General features: G+C 55.9%; 19 protein-coding genes and 1 tRNA gene. 11 read left to right on the top strand and 9 right to left on the bottom strand.

Annotated elements, in window-relative coordinates; translation table 11 throughout:
• Nucleotides 1–17: 17 nt before the first annotated feature.
• The 3 genes from ACZYUB_RS06800 to folB are packed head-to-tail and all read right to left on the bottom strand — an operon-like array spanning nucleotide 18 to nucleotide 1676.
• Nucleotides 18–815 (bottom strand): undecaprenyl-diphosphate phosphatase, encoded by a 798-nt coding sequence (locus ACZYUB_RS06800; protein WP_463946606.1) that lies wholly within the window; start codon nucleotides 813–815, stop codon nucleotides 18–20.
• Nucleotides 808–1326: a 2-amino-4-hydroxy-6-hydroxymethyldihydropteridine diphosphokinase gene (gene folK, locus ACZYUB_RS06805; RefSeq protein ID WP_463946608.1), complete on the bottom strand. Its 519-nt coding sequence runs from the start codon at nucleotides 1324–1326 to the stop codon at nucleotides 808–810. Before folK ends, ACZYUB_RS06800 begins: the two co-directional genes overlap by 8 nt.
• Nucleotides 1326–1676, bottom strand: coding sequence for a dihydroneopterin aldolase (gene folB / locus ACZYUB_RS06810; protein ID WP_463946609.1), 351 nt, complete (start codon nucleotides 1674–1676; stop codon nucleotides 1326–1328). The genes folK and folB overlap by 1 nt, the downstream gene beginning before the upstream one ends.
• 123 nt (nucleotides 1677–1799) lie before the next feature.
• Between folB and plsY the strand changes: the two genes are divergently transcribed.
• Nucleotides 1800–2408, top strand: coding sequence for a glycerol-3-phosphate 1-O-acyltransferase PlsY (gene plsY / locus ACZYUB_RS06815; protein WP_463946611.1), 609 nt, complete (start codon nucleotides 1800–1802; stop codon nucleotides 2406–2408).
• Nucleotides 2409–2443: 35 nt separating this feature from the next.
• On the opposite strand, the gene tsaD is transcribed toward plsY, so the two are convergent.
• Entirely contained in the window at nucleotides 2444–3460 is a 1017-nt protein-coding gene (gene tsaD / locus ACZYUB_RS06820) for a tRNA (adenosine(37)-N6)-threonylcarbamoyltransferase complex transferase subunit TsaD (protein ID WP_463946612.1), read from the bottom strand.
• A gap of 197 nt (nucleotides 3461–3657) precedes the next feature.
• Between tsaD and rpsU the strand changes: the two genes are divergently transcribed.
• From rpsU to ACZYUB_RS06860, 8 genes are all read left to right on the top strand, one after another.
• On the top strand, nucleotides 3658–3873 hold the full coding sequence (gene rpsU / locus ACZYUB_RS06825) for a 30S ribosomal protein S21 (protein WP_377154016.1): 216 nt from the start codon (nucleotides 3658–3660) through the stop codon (nucleotides 3871–3873).
• A 27-nt stretch (nucleotides 3874–3900) separates the two neighbouring features.
• Nucleotides 3901–4344, top strand: a complete 444-nt coding sequence (locus ACZYUB_RS06830) for a GatB/YqeY domain-containing protein (protein WP_463946614.1) — start codon at nucleotides 3901–3903, stop codon at nucleotides 4342–4344.
• A 147-nt stretch (nucleotides 4345–4491) separates the two neighbouring features.
• Nucleotides 4492–6264 carry a DNA primase gene (gene dnaG / locus ACZYUB_RS06835; protein WP_463946615.1) on the top strand — a complete coding sequence of 591 codons (1773 nt, stop codon included), beginning with the start codon at nucleotides 4492–4494 and terminating at the stop codon, nucleotides 6262–6264.
• Nucleotides 6265–6482: 218 nt separating this feature from the next.
• Complete coding sequence (rpoD, locus tag ACZYUB_RS06840) at nucleotides 6483–8363, top strand: RNA polymerase sigma factor RpoD (RefSeq protein ID WP_463946744.1); 1881 nt, start codon at nucleotides 6483–6485, stop codon at nucleotides 8361–8363.
• Nucleotides 8364–8457: 94 nt separating this feature from the next.
• Nucleotides 8458–8534, top strand: a tRNA-Ile gene (locus ACZYUB_RS06845).
• A 170-nt stretch (nucleotides 8535–8704) separates the two neighbouring features.
• Nucleotides 8705–9001 (top strand): hypothetical protein, encoded by a 297-nt coding sequence (locus ACZYUB_RS06850; protein ID WP_463946617.1) that lies wholly within the window; start codon nucleotides 8705–8707, stop codon nucleotides 8999–9001.
• A 1031-nt stretch (nucleotides 9002–10032) separates the two neighbouring features.
• A complete protein-coding gene (locus tag ACZYUB_RS06855; RefSeq protein WP_463946619.1) occupies nucleotides 10033–10773 on the top strand; it encodes a pseudouridine synthase in 741 nt (246 codons plus the stop codon).
• Between the two features lie 80 nt (nucleotides 10774–10853).
• Entirely contained in the window at nucleotides 10854–11252 is a 399-nt protein-coding gene (locus tag ACZYUB_RS06860) for an NUDIX hydrolase (protein ID WP_463946620.1), read from the top strand.
• Nucleotides 11253–11269: 17 nt separating this feature from the next.
• Here the strand turns inward: ACZYUB_RS06860 and ACZYUB_RS06865 are convergent, their stop codons facing one another.
• The 4 genes from ACZYUB_RS06865 to ovoA all read right to left on the bottom strand — a co-directional run bounded on the left by ACZYUB_RS06865 (nucleotide 11270) and on the right by ovoA (nucleotide 16272).
• A complete protein-coding gene (locus ACZYUB_RS06865; protein ID WP_463946621.1) occupies nucleotides 11270–12181 on the bottom strand; it encodes a Gfo/Idh/MocA family protein in 912 nt (303 codons plus the stop codon).
• A gap of 29 nt (nucleotides 12182–12210) precedes the next feature.
• Nucleotides 12211–12750 carry a cupin domain-containing protein gene (locus tag ACZYUB_RS06870; RefSeq protein ID WP_463946623.1) on the bottom strand — a complete coding sequence of 180 codons (540 nt, stop codon included), beginning with the start codon at nucleotides 12748–12750 and terminating at the stop codon, nucleotides 12211–12213.
• A 125-nt stretch (nucleotides 12751–12875) separates the two neighbouring features.
• Nucleotides 12876–13946, bottom strand: a complete 1071-nt coding sequence (locus tag ACZYUB_RS06875) for an endonuclease/exonuclease/phosphatase family protein (RefSeq protein WP_463946624.1) — start codon at nucleotides 13944–13946, stop codon at nucleotides 12876–12878.
• A gap of 184 nt (nucleotides 13947–14130) precedes the next feature.
• Nucleotides 14131–16272, bottom strand: a complete 2142-nt coding sequence (gene ovoA / locus ACZYUB_RS06880; protein WP_463946626.1) for a 5-histidylcysteine sulfoxide synthase — start codon at nucleotides 16270–16272, stop codon at nucleotides 14131–14133.
• A 159-nt stretch (nucleotides 16273–16431) separates the two neighbouring features.
• Here ovoA and ACZYUB_RS06885 point away from each other — a divergent pair, with 159 nt between their 5' ends.
• Together ACZYUB_RS06885 and ACZYUB_RS06890 are read left to right on the top strand one after the other, a co-directional pair.
• Nucleotides 16432–17175, top strand: a complete 744-nt coding sequence (locus ACZYUB_RS06885; RefSeq protein ID WP_463946627.1) for a substrate-binding periplasmic protein — start codon at nucleotides 16432–16434, stop codon at nucleotides 17173–17175.
• A 138-nt stretch (nucleotides 17176–17313) separates the two neighbouring features.
• A complete protein-coding gene (locus tag ACZYUB_RS06890) occupies nucleotides 17314–18810 on the top strand; it encodes a methyl-accepting chemotaxis protein (RefSeq protein WP_463946629.1) in 1497 nt (498 codons plus the stop codon).
• 79 nt (nucleotides 18811–18889) lie between these two features.
• Here the strand turns inward: ACZYUB_RS06890 and ACZYUB_RS06895 are convergent, their stop codons facing one another.
• Nucleotides 18890–20263: an MATE family efflux transporter gene (locus ACZYUB_RS06895; RefSeq protein ID WP_463946631.1), complete on the bottom strand. Its 1374-nt coding sequence runs from the start codon at nucleotides 20261–20263 to the stop codon at nucleotides 18890–18892.
• Nucleotides 20264–20442 lie beyond the last annotated feature (179 nt).

Raw genomic sequence — 20442 nt, forward strand, 5'->3', positions numbered from 1 at the left:
GAGGCCCCTTCACTGTTTCAGACGACAAAGAGCAGCAGCCCAGCCCCCAGCAACAAGCGATAGAGGACAAAGGGCCACAGGCCAATATGTGCCAACATCTTGAGGAACAGGTGGATCACCAGCAAGGCGCTGACAAACGAGACACAGATACCGATGCCGATTTCACGCCACGCCACCGCACCCGGACTATTGAGCAGATGCAAACCCTCGTAACCTGCAGCCATGAGAATCACCGGCACCGAGAGTAAAAATGAAAACCGTGCGGCAGCCTGCGGGGTCAACCCGAGCAACAGACCCATGGTCATGGTGATGCCGGAGCGTGAGGTGCCGGGGATAAGGGCAACCGCCTGGGCACAGCCAATCAGCAGCGCCTGTTTGAGCGTCAAGCTGGCCAGAGGTTGCGTCTTGCGTCCAATCCGATCAGCAACGGCCATCAGCAGACCAAAACTGATGGTGCTGATGGCAATCACCACGGCAGCTCGCAGATGACTACTAATAAAACCATTCAACAACAAGCCAGCGACTGCAGCAGGCAGAGTCGCCAGTACGATGAACCAGGCTAGGCGCCCATGCTCATCACACTGGCGGGAGTGGATAGAGCGCCCCCAAGAGAGAACCATCTGCGCGATATCACGTCGAAAATAGAGTAATACGGCAGCCAAGGTCCCCAAATGTACCGCCACATCAAAGGCCAACCCCTGATCCGGCCAGCCCAGCAGTTGCGAGGGCAAAATCAGATGCGCCGAGCTGGATACCGGCAAAAATTCGGTCAGCCCCTGTAACAGAGCCAAAATGACTGCGTGCAGATCAGACACGAACCAGATACTCCCCGGTAGATAATTGCCACTCGATTGCAACCGGCGTCAAGGGCTGACGGCCGGCATCATAGGCTTGCCAGAGTGCAGCCATCGACAGACCCAGCCGAGGATGGATGAGCTCAGGATTCAGCTCGGCCAATGGCCGTAACACAAAGGCATTGCTCAGAATTTCGGCCCGCGGTAACTCCACCGGCTCATCCTGCAGCAACTGGTCATAGCACAGCAGATCCAGATCCAGAGTCCGAGCGGAAAACTTCTTGGCATTCAGTGGCCGACCATGGGCGTACTCAATCTGCTTAAGGGTGGCCAGCACCTCAGCCACCGACTGCTCGGTCCGGGCTTCCACCACCAGATTATAAAAGTTGGAGCCATTGAAGCCGACCGCCTGACTCTCGTACACGGTAGAAAGGCGCAGCTCTGCAAAATGGGCCGCTAACGCCTGAATACCACGGCGGACAAAATGCTCGCGGTCAATATTGCTTCCCACACCGATATAGATGAGCGCCATCAGGCCTCCCGCACGATCTCGACACCGACACCACGAGCGGTCACCACAGCCGTCGGCTTAGTAACCCTGACACGCACTTTGGGTACCGAAAATTGCTGCAAAATCAGGGCGGCAACCCGCTCGGCCATGGTTTCAACCAATTCAACGGGTTCGGACTGCACGAGTGCCGTCACTCGGGAGGCCACGGTGGCGTAATCCAGCGCCAGCGCCAGATCATCCTGCAACCCAGCTGGACGGTTATCGAAATCCATCTCCAGATCGAACACCAACTTCTGCTGGATCCCTTTTTCCCATTCGTAGGCACCAATAGTACAGAGCACCTCTAAACCGGCGATAAACACCTTGTCCATTTGTTTCTCTCTTCTGTTAACCTGCAGAGGTCGGATACCTCTTTTGCCCATTTGGGCCTATGATTTGCCCGATTGCGGATGGATCTTACCCCAGTCCCTCACCAAGACAACCCTTGAGAGCCAATGACAGCCTTAAGCCTTGCCATGATCATGCTCGCCTATCTGGGCGGCTCCATTTCCAGCGCCGTATTGGTCAGCCGCTGCTATGGCCTGCCCGATCCCCGAGAGCACGGCTCCCATAATCCGGGCACCACCAATGTGCTGCGACTGGGCGGGCGTTCGGCGGCTGTCCTGGTCTTGCTGTGCGATATGAGCAAAGGCACGGCGCCTGTCTATCTGGCCTGGTATCTGGGGGTGACGCCGTTTTTTCTCGGTTTGATCGGCGTCGCGGCCTGCCTCGGACACATGTATCCGTTGTTTTTTCACTTTCAGGGCGGTAAAGGCGTCGCTACCGCGCTGGGGGCTATGTTACCCATCGGCCTGGACATGGGGGCCATGATGCTGACTACCTGGGTTGTCGTCCTGTTGCTCAGCGGCTATTCGTCGTTGGCGGCCCTCGTCGCTGCCCTGCTGGCACCTCTCTACACCTATTGGCTGAAACCGGAATTCACCATGCCCGTGGCCATGCTGTGTGCCCTGATTGTCTATCGCCACCATGAAAACATCCTGCGCCTGCTCAACGGCCAGGAGGACAAGATCTGGCGTCGCAAACAAAAACGCCGCCCCGATTAGGGCGGCGTTAACAATCCAGGACGCCTGTACGCGCCTTATTCAACCGGTAACAAGGTATCCAGGCTCCAGCGCGGTTGGACGCTCAGCTCAAGACCCACGGTATGGCCGGCTTTCAAACGCTGTAAACCGGCATAGGCAATCATGGCGCCATTATCGGTGCAGTACTCAGGGCGCGGGTAGAATACTTCGCCACCCAACTCAGTCATCATCTGCGCCAACTGGGCGCGTAATTGCCGATTCGCGCTCACGCCGCCAGCCATGACCAACCGTTTCAGGCCCGTTTCCTTGAGTGCCCGTTTGCACTTGATGGCCAGAGTATCCACGACAGCACACTGGAAGGCATGAGCGATATCCGCCTTGGTCTGAGCATCGGTACCTTGAGCTCGAATCGTGTTGGCGGCGAAGGTTTTGAGGCCGGAGAAACTAAAATCCAGTCCCGGACGATCCGTCATCGGCCGTGGGAACACGAAACGCCCGGGAGTCCCGCTTTCGGCCATCTTCGACAGCAAGGCGCCGCCTGGGTAGTCCAACCCCAGCAGCTTGGCCGTCTTGTCGAAGGCCTCACCCGCGGCATCATCGATGGACTCCCCCAGGATCTGGTAACGGCCGATACCATCGACCCGCACCAGCAGGGTATGACCACCGGAAACCAACAACGCCAAAAACGGAAACTCGGGCGCATGCTCTTCCAGCATGGGTGCCAACAAGTGGCCTTCCATATGGTGCACGGCGACTGCCGGTTTATTCCATGCCAGTGCCAGACTGCGACCTATGGTAGCCCCCACCAACAAGGCACCAACCAGTCCTGGGCCTGCCGTATAGGCAATGCCATCGATATCGGCGGCAGTGCAGCCGGATTCAGCCAGTGCCGCCTGGATCAACGGCAAGGTTTTGCGCACATGATCCCGGCTCGCGAGCTCAGGAACCACACCGCCGTAATCGGCGTGCAGCTTGACCTGGCTGTAGAGTTGATGGGAAAGGATCCCTTGTTGATCGTCGTAGATCGCGATCCCTGTCTCGTCGCAGGAGCTTTCAATACCTAAAACACGCATGGCGGAAAAAAAACCACTGGAAAATTGAGGGCAGTATGTTACCCTCCGCCGGTTTTTTACACCAGTCTCTTCTGATAAGGGTTTACTTTAGCCGCCCAATCGGATTAGAATTTCGCACCATTTTTACTCGGGCTGCTCAACATCGTTTTGGTGTTTGTTGCTAGCCGTAAAATATCTATCTCTGAGGTGAGAGGCACATGCCAGTAATTAAAGTACGTGAAAACGAGCCGTTTGATGTCGCTCTGCGTCGCTTCAAGCGTTCCTGCGAAAAGGCCGGTATCCTGGCCGACGTGCGTAGCCGTGAGTTCTACGAAAAGCCGACCACTATTCGCAAGCGCGCCAAGGCATCTGCCGTCAAGCGTCATGCCAAGAAGCTGGCTCGCGAAAACGCTCGTCGTAACCGTCTGTACTAATTTGCGTTAAACCGGAGTGCCTCGGCCATGTCTCTGCAGGAACAACTGAAGAGTGAATTGAAGACGGCGATGCTGGCCAAAGATAAGGCTCGCGTCGGCACTATTCGTCTGTTGATGGCCGAGATTAAACAGAAAGAGGTCGATACACGTACCGTTCTGAATGATGAAGAGATCATTGCTGTGCTGACCAAAATGGTCAAACAGCGCAAAGACTCCATCAGTCAGTTCGAAGCTGCGGGTCGTCAGGATCTGGTGGATGTCGAATCTGCCGAGATCGCTGTCCTGCAAGCCTTTTTGCCTCAGCCATTGAGCGAGGCCGAAATCGACACTCTGATTGACAGCACCGTGACCCAGCTTGCCGCTACTGGTATGCAAGACATGGGAAAGGTGATGAATGCACTCCGTCCCCAACTTCAGGGGCGCGCAGATATGGGTCTCGTCAGTGCCAAGATCAAGGCACGTCTGGCGTAATTCATAAGCAAGACATTTCGACCATGAGCCGCGCATCCTGTGATAGCGCGGCTTATTTTTTTATGCGACCTTAACTGTCCCGGCAGCTTACTCCTCAAGTCCGCTGATCCGTTCCGCTATCCAGTAATTCAATGAGCAGATCCCGACATGGCAGGCAAGATCCCCCAATCCTTTATCGATGACTTGCTGGCTCGCACCGATATTGTCGAGCTGATCGACAGCCGGGTCCGGCTGAAAAAAGCAGGCAAGAACTATCAAGCTTGCTGCCCGTTTCATAACGAGAAAAGCCCCTCCTTCTCGGTCAGTCAGGAAAAACAGTTCTACCACTGTTTCGGCTGTGGCGCCCATGGTAATGCCATCGGCTTTTTGATGGAATTTGATGGTCTGAACTTCCCGGATGCCATCGAAGATCTGGCCGGACAACTCGGTCTGACGGTGCCTCGTGAAGAAAATGGCAGCTACGGCCCTTCGCAACCCGCCCCCGTGATCAGCGCCGATCAGTATCAGCTGATGGAACAAGCTAGCCGTTTCTTTCAGGGCCAGTTGCGGCAATCAAAAGCCGCGATCGACTATCTCAAAGGCCGCGGTCTGAGTGGTGAAATCGTAAAAAAATACAGTATTGGTTATGCGCCTGCCGGCTGGGACGGATTGCGTCAATTGCTGGCTCGTAGCCGTGAACAGGAACAACAGCTGATTACATTAGGCATGTTGATCCAGAAAGATAACGGCGGCAGCTACGACCGTTTTCGCGACCGCATCATGTTCCCCATTCGCGATCGTCGCGGCCGGATCATCGGCTTCGGCGGTCGGGTGCTCGGCGAGGGTACACCGAAATACCTCAATTCCCCGGAAACTCCTATCTTCCATAAGGGGCGCGAGCTATTTGGTCTCTTCGAAGTCAAGGAAGCCCATCGTAACCCAGGCCGCATTCTGATCGTGGAGGGGTATATGGATGTGGTGGCGCTGGCCCAGTACGGCATCGACTATGCCGTTGCTTCGTTGGGAACCGCGACCACCAGTGACCATATGCAACTACTGTTTCGGACCGCGCCGGAAATCATCTGCTGCTACGACGGTGATAATGCCGGTCGGGAAGCTGCTTGGCGGGCGCTGGAAAACGCATTACCGGGTCTGCAGGATGGTCGGGAACTCAAATTTGCCTTCCTGCCAACCGAGCATGATCCGGATTCCTTTGTCCGCGCCCATGGCCGTGAGGCCTTCGAAACGTATCTCGACCAGGCACAACCCTTTAGCGAGTTTCTGTTTGAACGTTTGACCCGGGATCTGAATCTTTCGGGCGAAGCCGGACAGAATGAACTGGCGAACAAAGCCGTGGCCCTGATTCGTCGGGTACCCGAGGGCTTCACCCGCGAGGGATTGATCACCAAGCTCTCCCAGCGTCTGCGCTGGGGCGAAAACGAGCGCCGTCTGCGCGACATCTTCGCCCGTCAGGAAAAAGAAGAGCAGCAACCGGCCACCCAGCAGCGGCCGGGCAAGATGAAACTGACGCCGGTGCGACGCGCGCTCGCCCTTATCGTTCAATACCCACAGATTGCAGCCCAGTTACCTCCCCTGCCCCATGAACTCCTGGGATTGCGCGAACCCGGGGTCGGTTTTTTGCTGCAACTGCTGACCCAGTTGCACCACAACCCGATGACCACAGGGCAATTACTGGAGCAATGGCGGGGCACCAAAGAGGGGGAAGGTTTAGCGCGACTCGCCATGCTGGACGAGATCACCGCAGGAGAGAATATCCAGCAAGAGCTGGAAGATACCTGCGCCCGCCTCATCGATCTGTTTTTAGAGCAGCGCATGGCCGAGTTGCAAAACAAAGCCACGAATGGCGGGCTGAGCCATGATGAAAAGCAGGAACTGATGTTGTTGCTGAACGAAACCAAACAAAAAAATAATGCCGGTTAAGCAATTTAAACTTGTAATTTTGAGCCATTATCCCTATATCATAGGCACGCCCGGTTCACGGGAACTATCAAAACGAAATTGAAGATAACCGCATTACAGAGACCGCATCGCCTGGCCACAAGCCTTGGGCAACGGTCTTTTTACGCATTCATCATGGTCAACGTGCAAAACTGGTCGATTTTTAGTATGATCGGCGGTTTGCGCAACTACGCGCATTTCTGGCGCAAACAAGCAACACCAACCGGATGAGTTCTATGGAGCATACCCCGCAGTCGCAGCTTAAACTCCTCGTTGCCAAGGGCAAGGAACAGGGATACCTGACCTATGCCGAGGTGAACGATCATCTGCCTCAAGATATCGTTGATTCGGATCAGATCGAAGATATTATTCAGATGATCAATGACATGGGTATTCAGGTGGTAGAAAGTGCCCCTGATGCCGATGATCTGATCATGACCGAAACGGCTCAAGATGAAGATGCCGCAGAAGCCGCTGCTCAGGTTCTGGCTTCGGTAGAGTCCGAAATTGGCCGGACCACGGATCCTGTCCGCATGTACATGCGTGAAATGGGTACCGTCGAGCTGCTTACTCGCGAAGGCGAAATCGACATCGCTAAACGCATTGAAGATGGTATCAACCAGGTACAAAGCTCGGTCGCCGAGTATCCTGAGGCCATCACTTACCTGCTGGATCAGTACGACAAGTACGAAGCCGGTCAAATCCGCCTCGGTGACATCATCGCCGGCTTCGTCAATCTCGACGAAGACGATCTCCCTCCTACCGCAACCCACATCGGTTCCGAGCTCAGTGAAGAGGAGCTGGCCGATGAGGATGATGAGGAAGAGGAAGACGAAGAAGGTGACGACGACGACAGTGATGACGATGGTGGCCCGGATCCGGAACTGGCGCGCGAGAAATTCGGCGAGTTGCGTTCCCAATCCGAAGTAACCCGTGAGTCAATCAAATCCTATGGCCGTGAAGACAGTCGGACGCAGGAAGAGATCCAGCGTCTGGCGGATGTATTCCGTCAGTTCCGTCTGGTTCCCAAGCAGTTTGACCGTCTAGTTAACAACATGCGCGACATGATGGAGCGAGTCCGAGTCCAGGAACGCATCATCCTCAAGAGCTGTGTTGAGCGCGCCAAGATGCCGAAGAAAAACTTCGTCAGTCTGTTCACCAACAAAGAATCCGATCTGGCCTGGTTCAATCAGGCATTGGCCGCTGGTAAATCCTGGTCTACCGCGCTGCAAGATGTCAGCGAAGAAGTGGAGCGTGGGGTTGCCAAGCTTCAGCAGGTAGAAGTGGAAACCGGTCTGTCCATTTCCCAGATCAAGGATATCAACCGCCGTATGAGCATCGGTGAGGCCAAGGCCCGCCGAGCCAAGAAAGAGATGGTTGAGGCCAACCTGCGTCTGGTGATCTCTATCGCCAAGAAGTACACCAACCGGGGTCTACAATTCCTGGATCTGATCCAGGAAGGCAACATCGGCTTGATGAAGGCGGTCGATAAATTCGAATACCGTCGTGGTTACAAGTTCTCGACCTACGCGACTTGGTGGATCCGCCAAGCTATCACCCGTTCGATTGCGGATCAGGCCAGAACCATCCGCATCCCGGTGCACATGATCGAAACCATCAACAAGCTGAACCGGATCTCCCGGCAGATGCTGCAAGAGATGGGGCGTGAACCGAGCCCGGAAGAGCTGGCCATGCGCATGGGAATGCCGGAAGACAAGATCCGCAAAGTGTTGAAGATCGCTAAAGAGCCTATCTCGATGGAAACCCCCATCGGTGATGATGAAGACTCCCACTTGGGTGACTTTATCGAGGATACCACCCTCGCTCTGCCAGCTGATGCCGCAACTGCGGAAAGCCTGCGCGCCGCTACCCGCGATGTGTTGGCCGGTCTGACAGCCCGGGAAGCCAAGGTTCTGCGCATGCGGTTCGGTATCGATATGAATACGGATCACACCCTGGAAGAAGTCGGTAAGCAATTCGACGTCACCCGGGAGCGTATCCGCCAGATCGAAGCCAAGGCTCTGCGCAAACTGCGTCACCCCAGCCGCTCGGAAGTGCTACGCAGCTTCCTCGACGAGTAGGAGCGATACTCAACTGGTTGATGTTTTTATAGACATCTAACTTGTTGATATCTGGACTATCTGGGTCAGGGTCTCTATAATCCTGACCACATTTGGCCCTTTAGCTCAGTTGGTTAGAGCAGACGACTCATAATCGTTTGGTCGCGGGTTCAAGTCCCTCAAGGGCCACCATACACAAAAAGGACCGACAACTATCCGTTGTCGGTCCTTTTTATTTTTCAGCACTCCATACTGATGGTTGTGGCCCCCAGTTTTCGTAGGCTCGGCAGCGTCATCGTCAGAGCCGAAATCCAGGCACCGATGCTACTATGGGGATACCAGACTCGGAACACGATAATCCTATGCTGAAAAAACTCATACCTCGCAACCTCACCCAACTCCTGAGCAGAGGATCACTCTTGGCCACGCTGGGCAAGCTACTGGATTTCCAACAACGCATCTGGATCGTCAGCATCCACCACGAAAGCTACTCCGATACCTTTGTGATCAATGAAGACAGCTTTGCTGAGCCGATGCAGTGGATGCGGCGTAAGGGCTATAGCGAGGCCATGTTGCAACACGTCGAACAGCTACAACGCTCCCAGACGGTACAATTCAATCTCGATGGCTGCAGCCATCAGCTGTTGCGCGTGAAGTAATGAGGAAATGAGGAGTAGGGGGGCACACGGACGTTAACCCTCTATTCGAATGTCCATGACAAATAGCAAGACCAGTCTTACGGGTGCCAATCGGCGAATAGGGAACCGACAATGAAGCATGGCAATCGTTGGTAACAGACAATATGGGAGATGTGGCAGCACCACTATCAGGCCCCGCCGCGTTATGCGGGTCCGTTGGTGAAGGCAAACAACGAGGTAGTCATGAAAGGGTGGGCCCTGATCGGGCACTACATCGACAAGTCGTGAAGTGAGGTGGACTCAGTCACGGGGAGCGGCTTGGTTTGACGGCTGCTGACCCGTCAGGACCTGGCTCAGAAAGGCAAAACAGAGTGCATCATAAGTAAACATGGCAATTCTCCTTAATCTCGGGATGACATAGCGTCAAACCCAAGCGGCGCTTAGTTACGGGTAGAGCCGTTATTGCTGTTTTTCTTGTCGTTCAGCAGTTGGCTCAGGAAGGCAAAGCACAGGGGATCGTAGTTAAACATGGTGGTTCTCCTTGAGAATGATGTGAGAGGGTCTTGTTTGACGACCTCAGGTGCATCATAAAGCGAAAAACGTGATCCATGCAACGATTTTGTGAAGAGCATCACGTTTTGTTCATCATCGATGCTCTATCCAACCACTGCCTGCTTTCCCCTCTGTTTCGTGATCCAGCCCGCCAACTATGCTAAATTGCTCGCCGCCAGCAGCCCCAGGCGGCGTTTATAGCGTGGCTCACGGCGGCAAGCCAACAACCGTTTGCTTTACTCCGCAATGAACAGGAACGAGTCAAACGCGATACCAAGACACCACCGGCACGGTCTTTTACACCCGACATGTTTTCTATCGACCCAAACAACAGCTCTGTCTCGAACACCACGAACACCCATGGCTCAGCATCCGTCGCTATCCATGCCAGCACCTGGGTGCAACCTCAGGGTCAGTGGCCGACTCTGCTCGCTTGTTTGTGCGACAGCTTTCCAGCCATATCGCCAATGAACTGGCGCAGCCGATTCGAGAGAGCTCTGGTGCTGGATGCGCATCATCAACCCTTGCCCTCGGATACGCCTCATCAACCCGGAGTGCGGATCCACTACTTTCGTGAGATCGCCGATGAACCGGACATTCCGTTTTACGAGAGCATTCTCTATCAGGATGAACACCTATTGGTGGTCGATAAACCCCATTTCCTTCCGGTGATCCCGACAGGAGCCTACGTCACACAAACCCTGCTGCACCGGCTGATGCTCCGCCTGGACAATCAGGAACTGCAACCATTGCACCGACTGGATCGACACACAGCCGGACTGGTGTTGTTCTCGACACAACGCAGCTCACGTAGCCGCTATCAGCGGCTATTTCAGGATCGTGGCATCGATAAACGGTATGAGGCTATCGCTCCTGCCCTCCCCCAACTGACATTTCCCCATCAGCGCAGTTCACGGATCGAGCGAGGCGAACGCTTCTTTCTATCCCGAGAAGTCGCAGGCATCGCCAATGCCCACACCGAGATTGAGGTGCTGGAGCGACGAGGAGCTCTATGGCGCTATGGCTTGAATCCCATCTCGGGCAAGAAGCACCAATTGCGACTGCATATGGCCGCCCTGGGTGCTCCCATCTGCAATGACTGCTTCTATCCGAGGGTGAATGATGATCTCGCCAACGACTACCAGCGCCCGCTGCAACTGCTGGCCAAGGAGTTACGCTTTATCGATCCTGTCAGCCGCATCGAGCATCATTTCCGAAGCCAGCTGACGTTACAGCGGTAGCAATTGAACCCCTTCGTCAGCCGCGCTGGCAGGACAAATCGGCGCTATACTCGGCCGCAATCATTCGTTGAGGAAAACCCATGAACCATATCGATAAACTAGCCTGGCTATACCTGAAAGATCGGCGCTTGCTGGTTGTCCGCTCACACCAGAAGAGTCTCTTTTATCTGCCCGGCGGCAAGCGAGAGCCGGGTGAGAGTGATGCGACGGCTCTCAGCCGCGAGATCAAGGAGGAACTCTCGGTTACCCTGTTGCCCGAGAGCCTGCAGTTTACCGAGTTCTTCAAGGCACAAGCCGATGGCAAGCCGGCGGGAGTTCAGGTACAACTGACCTGCTATCAGGCTGAGTACAGCGGCCAACTGCAACCTGCCGCCGAAATTGCGGAACTGGCTTGGTTCAATAGTGCCGATCTGGAGCGCAGCTCCGTGGTCGCCACTCTGGTTCTGGAGTGGCTCAAAGAGCGGGATCTGATTGATTGATGCAAACCGCCTGGCGCTTAGTCGCGCCAGGCCTGCTGGATCAACACATCGATAGGGAACGCTTTGGCGGCATTGAATAGCCCCTGTGACAGTCCTTCCCGGACCGAGGTATCTCCTCGGAACTGGCCGACCATGGCGGCAATGCTGCGAATATTGGCGCGGGTCCAGCAATCTTCGGCACACCACTCCCCTGCGGTCAGAGCCTCACCATTGAGACGTAGTGGTTCATAGCGCCAACTTTGCCCCCAGACAAAGCCGCCTTGCAGCTCCACCAGGCCCGCATCGGTATGCAGGCGGATCAGCTGACGGATCCCGGATAAACCCGGGCGCAAATGACAGCTCAGATCCGCCTGTGTGGCCCCCAAGCGACACAGGATCTGATCGCCAAGCCGGTGACTCTCTCCAGGGAGCCAGCGCGGCTCACCACACAGATGAACCAGGAATGATAGCGGGTGACTGGCCACCTCCAACCACCATTGGGCCGGAGAAAACTGCAACGGCAACTCATAGTGACAGTGCAATTCAACTCGGTGGATGACTCCCAGTCGTGGCCGCAACGCCAGCAGAGCCTGAGCGGTATCAAGAAACGCGAAAGCATAGTTGACCCAGAGTTGACTCCCCAGGCCTTCTAGCGCCGCAGCACTCGCCTGAAGCCCGAATAGCGGCTTCTCGCAGATGACCGGAATATCGGCAAGCTCCCGCAGCCAGTCAGCATGGCTGGCTGCCGGTGTGGCCAAGGTCACCAGATCCGGCGCCAGAGCGCGGATCTCGGCGGCCGAATCGACGATATGGGCAATGCCATGCAGGGTCGCCACATTCGCCAACTGGGATCGATCCCGTCCGCCCAAAGCCACGACCTCGACCCCGGCCTGCCGCAAGGCATAGACATGCACCAGGCCCCAATTTGCGCCGATCACGACCGCTCTCATTGCTTGCTTCCTCTCATCATTTTTCCAGCTCAACAGCGAATCATCACCGCCATAAAACGGGCACCATCGCCACCGGCCTGCGCCGTATGGCTCATACCAGGACCCACACGATGGCTATCTCCCGGCTGCAAATGCCAACGGTGCAGCTGGCCGCTGGTATCCACCATCTCCACCGTCAGTTGGCCAGCCAGCAGGTAATAGATCTCTTCGCTATACAAATGAGTATGCCAGCCAATGCTGGCGTTCGGCTCCAGATAACTATCCAGAATGCCATCCAGAGCGGACTGACTGATGCCTTCGGCTTGCGCCCCCTGTTCACCTGCAACCCAGATGCAGTAATTGTTACCCTGTCCAGCACCGGCTCCCGTGACCGAGGCATTGGCATGCGCCGGGGAATAACAGACATGAGCCATACCTCCACCCTGCTTGAAATAGGTGGCCGTAGCCCTGTCACCCTGATAAACCGCCCCTTGCTGTTGATGAAATGAGTCGCCGGATTGCCAAGTGCCAGCAGGAGCATCGGCCGCGGGGGTGGAAAAATTCGGGTTCAAGTGAGTAGGAAATGGCATGCTATCGCCTGAGAGTAAACATCCGATATGCGCACCCTACGCGGTGGCGTAAAAATGGCAAGCACGGCACGGGTGGAATCTGGCGGTGGAGGATGCAACCACCCACGAGCGGGGGCGAGCTCAACTCAAGGCCATGTTAGATCAACCCGCAGCGGGCAATGATCACTCAAAAAGCGATAGGCATAGGCGTGTAATTGACCCGGATGAGCCGGGTCGAGAAATGGTTCCGCCGTCAGCGACTCCGGCAATGCATGCCCGCGCAAACCGCCAGTCAAGAGGATGTGATCAATGGGTCCACGCCCGTACCGACTGGAGTAACAGCCACGCGGTTGACGAAACCCCCGAGTCAGCAATTCAGGCTCGGCATCGGCGGGGAGCTGCCCCGCCAATCGGGCCCACAGGCTGACACACGGCTGGTCGAGGGATGAACATGCCGCCACCTTCGGCTCTTCATCGAAGGCGCGGTTGAAATCCCCCAACAGGATCATCGGCACTTTCTGAGCCTGCCATTGGCGCAGTAACGAGGCCAATATCTTCCCCTGAGCCGCCAATTGCTGACACGCCCGATCCGTCGCATTAGCCAGCCCAGCAGCCCGGCATCCAGACTTCAGATGCAACACCAATACCTGGAACGGCTCACCCTGCACTGGCGTTAGCTGTACCAGTAATCCACCACGCGCCTCCCGTTGTAATGGCACCCCCAGCTCGGGGACAGAAATCACCCGCATGGCCCGCACTTTTGAGCGCCGGACAGCAAGAGCAACGCGTTGCTTGCCATGCCGTGGCAGTGGATTGGTGACCCACCACCAATCCGCACTCTCCTGAATCCGCGCAACAGCATCGGTGGCCGATACGGTTGACAGCCGGGGATGCCATGTCGATGCCAACCCCAGCACCCGCGCCAATGCGGCGTCGCCTTCAACCTCCTGAACCGCCAGCACATCGGCATGCAAGGCTGCGATACTGCGAGCCAATAACCGATAGGCGCCAGCCGTGCGAAAGATGCCTTGCCGACAACGAGGTGTGGGACGGGATTCCAGCGTTGGATAACGACTCGCCTCGCGTTGGCAGGCGGCCACAGCAGCCATATCGGGCAACGGCTCATTGGCCAGCCAAGCGATATTGAAAGTGGCAATCCGCAAGGTGGCACACCCGGCAACGCCGGGCCAGGCCAGCAGCAGTCCAAGGAGGAGCACTGACCAAACGAGAAGTAGCAACGGCAAACAAGACAGAGCAGAGCGACGCATCGACTGGCCTTGGTGGGCAGGCCGGATTGGCCAGCCCTTATCCTGCGCAGCAAGAAGTCTGACGTCTAACTGTCAGCTCATCTGACAGCGCATATCGAGAGCCCGTCAGCGTGCGCCAGCAGTGTCGGCCGCACTAATCCCGTTTGCGCCAGACGGTCACCTGGGCGATGGAGTGTTGATACTTGCGGGCCGTTTCCCGGATCACAAAGGGTAGATCCTGCGGCGGAGCCAACTCCTCAAATTCAGCCGCCAGCAGTCGTTGCAAGGCTTGATAGGTACTCAAGGCCTCACCGTTCTCACGCACGCCGCCCAACCAGTGCGTCTTGGGGGTAAAGGACTCCTGCCAGCTATAGGGCGAGCTGAGCACCAGCACACCACCGGCATTCATCCGTTTGCCAATCTCGCCCAGAAACCGCTGGGGATCCCGCAAGCGATCGATCAGGTTAGCCGCCAGAACCAGATCGTAGCCTTGATACTTGGGTTTGAGGTTGCACGCATCCCCCTGGCTGAATTGCACCCGCGCCAGTTGCTCCGCACCGATGCCCAGCGTCGACAGCCGCGCTTCGCAATACTCCAGCAGCTCCCCTTCTTGAGGCAGCGCATAACGAAAACGGTCCTGACGCGCCAGGGTCAACGCCACATCAATGAAGCGTGCCGAGAAATCAACCCCCTCGACATGAGCGCAGTGACGGGCCAACTCCAGACTGGCGCGCCCGACCGAGCAACCCAGGTCCAGAGCTTTGCCCCCGGCAGGCACATAACGACTGGCCAGCTGTGCCAACGCCTGGGCATAGTTGGCGACGCCAAAATAGTCGGGACCGTAGTGGGCGTCCAGATACTGGGCGACCAAGGCATCAGTCTCGTACGGGTTCACACTCTCCGTTTCGCGATGAGAGGAGACCACATAACGGAAACCGGCATGCTGGAAGAAGTGGCGACGGAATGCATAGCGGGAGTGGCGGAGGGCCAAGTTACCGGTAGAAATCCAGGAGCCGCCCTTGATCAGGTTATGCTTGCCATCAAAAGTCGGGGTCGAAAAATCGTCATACAGGGAATGAATGCAAAAACCGTCGAAACCATCGATAGCTGAACTACTCCACTGCCAGACATTCCCCAACAGATCAAAGAAGTCGCCCTGCGCAAAGAGATCCACCGGGCAAGAGGAGGCCCAATACTCCAGATTGATATTGCCAGGAGCCTGTGGCCAGTCCGGCTGATCAACCGCCACCTGTTGCCGTAACTGATACCACTCGGCCTCGCAAGGCAACTGCACTGACAGTCCGGTTTGCGCCGCCTTCCAACGACAGAAAGCTTCCGCCTCCAGTTGATTGACCTCCACCGGCCAATCCCACGGCATCGGCACTTCTTCACACATCAACCGCAGGCGCAAATCAGCGCTCGGTTCACCAACCCAGAACGTGGGCTGTACGGCTTGGGTAAACTGACGCCAGCCCCAGCCCTCATCGCTCCACCAGCGAGGATCGAGATAGCCCCCGGCCTGCACAAAATCCAGAAACTCGGCATTGCTCACCAGCATACGACTGGCTTGAAACGGCGCCAGTTGCACCTCCCTCCGGCCATACTCATTGTCCCAGCCGTAGGTGGCATCGCTATCCGGTTTCCCCAGACAAACCAGTCCCCCGGGTACAGCCAACAGGCTGTTGGCCGGTACCTGAGCAACCTGATGACGGGCCATCGGGCAGATGGGCCATTGGGCCGAAGTCTGCACCCGGTGGAGAGGCAGTTGCCGGATCAGCACCGAGGAGGTTTCCAGATGGATGCGTTCGTGTTCAATGCCCATCAGGATAACCCACGCCGGACTGTGCCAGTCGATAGGCAGGCTCATGGGCATGGTCTGGATAAACTCGCTGACCCGCTGCCGGACTCTGGCGCGATACTGGCGCAGTTCGGCGACGCTCGGCCAGGCATAGTGACTCTCGTCCAGGTCGTCCCAGCTCATTTCATCGACGCCGATGGCGACCAGCGCCTCGATTCGCGAGTCCAAGCGTTGCTGGATCCAGCCCCCCGCCAGCAATTTATTGATAAAGAAAGCCGCGGTATGACCGAAATAGAAGATCAGCGGATGACGCAGCGGAATAGCCTTGTTGAACCAGGCCTCATCACCGACCAGAACATCAAACAACGATTCATACAGATCATAGGTTTGCTGAAAATAGTCGAGCAACTCCCGACGCTTGCTCTCGACATCATCACCATGCAACCCGAGGGTACGCGTGCGGGGGGTAATAGGGACAGCTGGGCGTTCGACGTTCACGTCACGGCTCCTTGTGGGCGACTCAACAGAATTGAAACGGGTATGCTCACCGTTATGGCTTGCGCGTTGGTATCTGACTATAACGAATCTAAATCCGTAAATGATCAATTCGTTTACTCGGAACATTGCATATCGACTGTTGGCTGTAGAGGAGGGTCGATGCGGAAACTAGTCAGTGGAATATTATTCTGCATGCTCCTGCTGAGCCTGAGCGTTGGCGGACAAGCCGCTCCGCTGCGCGTCGTCGTCAATCATGCGCCCCCTTACCGCATCATAGATCCGCCCTACTACGGCGGTTATTACATCGAATTATTCCAATTGGCCGCTGCCCAGGCCGGGTTGGAGATCCGTTTTTTGAGCGCTCCTCTCAAACGAGGTCTTCAGATGCTGGAAACCGGTGATGCCGACCTGATTCTAGGACCAAATCGCACCGCGGAGCGCGAGAAGTTCCTAGTCTTTTTGAACGAGATCCCCTTTCCGGCCGAAGACAAAGTCTTTGTCGTCGCCCACCTGGATCAGGTCATCACCAACCTGAATGACTTACAACACAAACGCATCGATGTCCTGGCTGGAGCTGCTTACCACCCAGATTTTGATCGGGCCAGTCACTTTGACAAGCATGAGCTCAAAACCTACGAACAAGGATTACAACGCCTGACTCGAGATCGTAGTGATGTCGTCATCATTCCCGAGGCTCAAGCAGACTGGCTCATCAACTCACTTCATCTCTCACTCTTTAAATCGCCTTATCGCCTGCGGGGAGCTCCCTCCTATATCGCCTGGTCTCGGGTGAACTATGACGCCGATTTGGCACAACGCCTAATTCGCGGCATGCAACAGGTGCAGAACACTCCGCAAGCCCGAGCCATCCGCCACCATTACTTTATTTCGTCCCCCCCCTGATACATATCTCAGGTATCTCACCTGCTATGCCATGGTGCTAGACCAAACCCGACATGGTTTTGATTCATCATCTATGCTCCTTTGGTCAGATGGATCCCATTTGTTAAGTTTCTGCCGATATGACTCAAGGAGCTGTCGATGCGTAATAACCAGCCGATCACCCAACAAGAAAAAGAGTTCAGCGCCGACACGCGTTTGGTGTCGATGACGGATCTGCAGGGTGACATTACCTTTGTTAATCTCGACTTCCTGCATATCAGTGGTTTCACTGAACAGGAGTTGCTCGGTAGCCATCACAATATTGTCCGCCATCCGGATATGCCACCAGCCGCTTTTGCCGACCTATGGCGAACCATTAAGGCCGGGAAAACCTGGCGCGGTCTGGTCAAAAATCGCTGTAAGAATGGCGATCACTACTGGGTCGACGCCTATGTCATGCCCATAGTGCAAGAGGGCGAAACTGTGGGTTATCAATCGGTGCGCAGCAAACCCTCCCGAGCCCAGATTGCCGAGGCCGAACAGCTATACGCCCGGATGCGCAAAGATCCCTCGCTCACACTGCCGACCAAGAAGGGATGGCAGCATATCTCGCTAGCTCTCAAGGGGTGGCTACTGGGGGGAATTGCCATGGTCAGTTCCTGCGTGCTTCTGCTGGACGAGCTATTTGGCTTTGCGGACCCATCGAATCCTCTCATCGCAGATCTGTTTACCCTGTTACATCTGCTTAATATGTTGGCGGCGTTTGCGCTGGTGGGTTTGCTCTATTTCAGCGTGATTAAACCGCTCAGACGCTGCGCCCATTATCTGGTGGATATTGCCAATGGTAATTTGACCGAGTCGCTACCGGACATGCCGCACAACGAAACCGGCCAAATCATGCTGGCAACCCGAATGATCCAGTCACGGTTACTCGCCATTTTCGGCCGTTTTGGGGAAGCAACATCCGCGCTCTCCAACTCGGCCGACCGCTTAGCGGCCACCTCGCTCACCATGAGTCAAGGCGCCAGCGAACAAGCTGCCAGTGTCGAGGAAACCTCGGCGTCCATGGAGCAGATGTCGGCCTCTATCGCGCAAAATACCGAAAGCTCGAAGCTCACCAGTTCCATCTCGGCCAAAGCCTCCCAAGATGCTCAGCACGGAGGCGAAGCCGTCAAACAAACAGTCGCGGCAATGAAACAGATTGCAGGCAAGATCGGCATCATCGATGACATCGCCTATCAAACCAACCTGTTGGCTTTGAATGCCGCTATCGAAGCAGCCCGGGCCGGCGATCATGGTAAAGGTTTTGCGGTGGTCTCGGCAGAAGTGAGAAAGCTCGCGGAACGCAGTCAGATCGCGGCGCAAGAGATTGGTAAAGTCGCTGCCAGCAGTGTCACCCTGGCTGAGCAAGCCGGTGCTTTGTTTTCCCAACTCGAGCCAGATATCCAACGCACATCCGATCTGGTGCAAGAGATCACCTGCGCCTCGCAAGAACAAAGCCTGGGAGTCAATCAGATCAATCAGGCAATGAATCAACTCAGCCAAATCACTCAACAAAGTGCCTCGGCCTCGGAGGTGCTAGCCGAGACCGCCCGGGAGGTAAATGGCCGCGCCAGCCAACTGTCGGAATTGATCACCTGCTTCAAGGTAAAGTAAGCCGAAAAAAATCAGGTCGTGAGTCCATCGCCACGACCTGATCCATCAGAAGGTTTGCCGCATTAGACCATGAAGGAATTCAAGCCGGTGCCAGGGTTTCATCTGCGGTATCAACCAGCGAGCGGACCCACTTCTTCGACCGCACCCGTGCGTAGCCGACCACAAAACGAACCACTTCCTCAAAGGAGAGAATGAAGTAAACCCAGTAGATTGGCAGCTCGAAATAAAAGGCCATCACAAAGCCCGATGGTACACCAATCAGCCAAGTGGCCATCGATTCCATGCCGAAGACAAATTTACTGTCGCCACCACTATTGAGTACCCCACCCGCCACTATCATGTTGGCCACTTTGACCCACAAGAAAGCGCAGAACACCAGTACACAGAGCTGCCCCATATGCTGCACATGAGCTGAAGTACCATAGAGCGCCACATAGTAGGGAGAGAACAGCGCCACGGCACCCCCAATCACCAGTGAACAGAGCACACCAATACGGATCAGCTTGCCCGCATAGTCGATAGCCTCATCAAAGTTGTTCGCGCCGAGGCGATTACCAATCAGTACCGAGGCAGCCCCCGCCAGTCCGGATAGCAGGCCAATCGAGAGCCCCTGCAATGGATAGGTCATGGTCATGGCGGCCAGCTCGTCGGTCCCCATACGGCCATAGACCACCGCATAACCACTTTCTCCCAGCACCCAGAGCAGTTCAGTCATCACGATCGGCAGCGAGGTCGCAAAGAAACGGCCGAGCAAGCCCCGCTCCATACCGCACAAATCTCCCAACCGCGTCACAGCCACCACATGGCGCTGCCAGTAAACGGCTACGAATATGATGCCGAATTCGATACAGCGGGAAATGCAGGTGGCAATCGCGGCCCCCATCAGTCCTAGTTTGGGACACCCCATATGACCGAAGATCAGCAGATAGTTCAGCACCAGGTTGATCACCACGGCGCTGGTGCTGGCATACATGGGCAGCTTGACCTCACCGGTACTGCGCAGCACCGCCGAGTAGATCATGGTCAGCATGCTCGGCAGATAGCTGATGGCCAGTAGTTGTACGAAGAGCGCGCCCTCGGACAACACCCTGGAGTCTGTGGTAAAGGGCGACATAGCCAGTTGCGGCATGGCACCGACCACCAGTGCCAAGGCTCCGGCAAAGAGCATGCCGACACCGAGTCCAAACCCCAGCAGATGACGGATCCGTACCGTATCGCCTTTTCCCCAATACTGAGCGCAGTAAATAGAAATACCCGAAGCCAGTCCAGCCAACACCACGGAGACGATGGAGGTGAGCTTGGCACTGATGCCAACGCTGGCGATAGCCACCTCTCCCAGTTGTCCGACCATCAGCTGATCAGTCATGGTCAGCAGTGACATGATGACGCTCTGCAGGGTAATGGGCAGTGCAATCCGCACTATGTCCGACATAAACGCCTTATCCTTGAACATGATGTTCCCTCAGATGATGTTGCACGATCTGCTTGTGATTATGATAGCTCCACTCGGCACCCTACAAGGAGTGTTTGCCCATTTATCACTGAATAACACCATCCCATATCGCACAACCACGACCCGATGAGCTAAACCAGCTTGCGGGTATCACAACGTCAACAATCTTGAGCTGTAGA

The sequence above is a fragment of the Pseudaeromonas sp. HNCC25DJ182 genome, assembly GCF_055413365.1.

Bases quoted from the DNA above. Each gene is read 5' to 3' on its own strand.
- ACZYUB_RS06895 (WP_463946631.1), bottom strand. From the start codon at position 20,263: ATGTTCAAGGATAAGGCGTTTATGTCGGACATAGTGCGGATTGCACTG.
- tsaD (WP_463946612.1), bottom strand. From the start codon at position 3,460: ATGCGTGTTTTAGGTATTGAAAGCTCCTGCGACGAGACAGGGATCGCG.
- folK (WP_463946608.1), bottom strand. From the start codon at position 1,326: ATGGCGCTCATCTATATCGGTGTGGGAAGCAATATTGACCGCGAGCAT.
- ACZYUB_RS06830 (WP_463946614.1), top strand. From the start codon at position 3,901: ATGTCTCTGCAGGAACAACTGAAGAGTGAATTGAAGACGGCGATGCTG.
- ACZYUB_RS06850 (WP_463946617.1), top strand. From the start codon at position 8,705: ATGCTGAAAAAACTCATACCTCGCAACCTCACCCAACTCCTGAGCAGA.
- plsY (WP_463946611.1), top strand. From the start codon at position 1,800: ATGACAGCCTTAAGCCTTGCCATGATCATGCTCGCCTATCTGGGCGGC.
- ACZYUB_RS06860 (WP_463946620.1), top strand. From the start codon at position 10,854: ATGAACCATATCGATAAACTAGCCTGGCTATACCTGAAAGATCGGCGC.
- dnaG (WP_463946615.1), top strand. From the start codon at position 4,492: ATGGCAGGCAAGATCCCCCAATCCTTTATCGATGACTTGCTGGCTCGC.
- ACZYUB_RS06870 (WP_463946623.1), bottom strand. From the start codon at position 12,750: ATGCCATTTCCTACTCACTTGAACCCGAATTTTTCCACCCCCGCGGCC.
- rpsU (WP_377154016.1), top strand. From the start codon at position 3,658: ATGCCAGTAATTAAAGTACGTGAAAACGAGCCGTTTGATGTCGCTCTG.
- ACZYUB_RS06890 (WP_463946629.1), top strand. From the start codon at position 17,314: ATGCGTAATAACCAGCCGATCACCCAACAAGAAAAAGAGTTCAGCGCC.
- ACZYUB_RS06865 (WP_463946621.1), bottom strand. From the start codon at position 12,181: ATGAGAGCGGTCGTGATCGGCGCAAATTGGGGCCTGGTGCATGTCTAT.
- ACZYUB_RS06885 (WP_463946627.1), top strand. From the start codon at position 16,432: ATGCGGAAACTAGTCAGTGGAATATTATTCTGCATGCTCCTGCTGAGC.
- folB (WP_463946609.1), bottom strand. From the start codon at position 1,676: ATGGACAAGGTGTTTATCGCCGGTTTAGAGGTGCTCTGTACTATTGGT.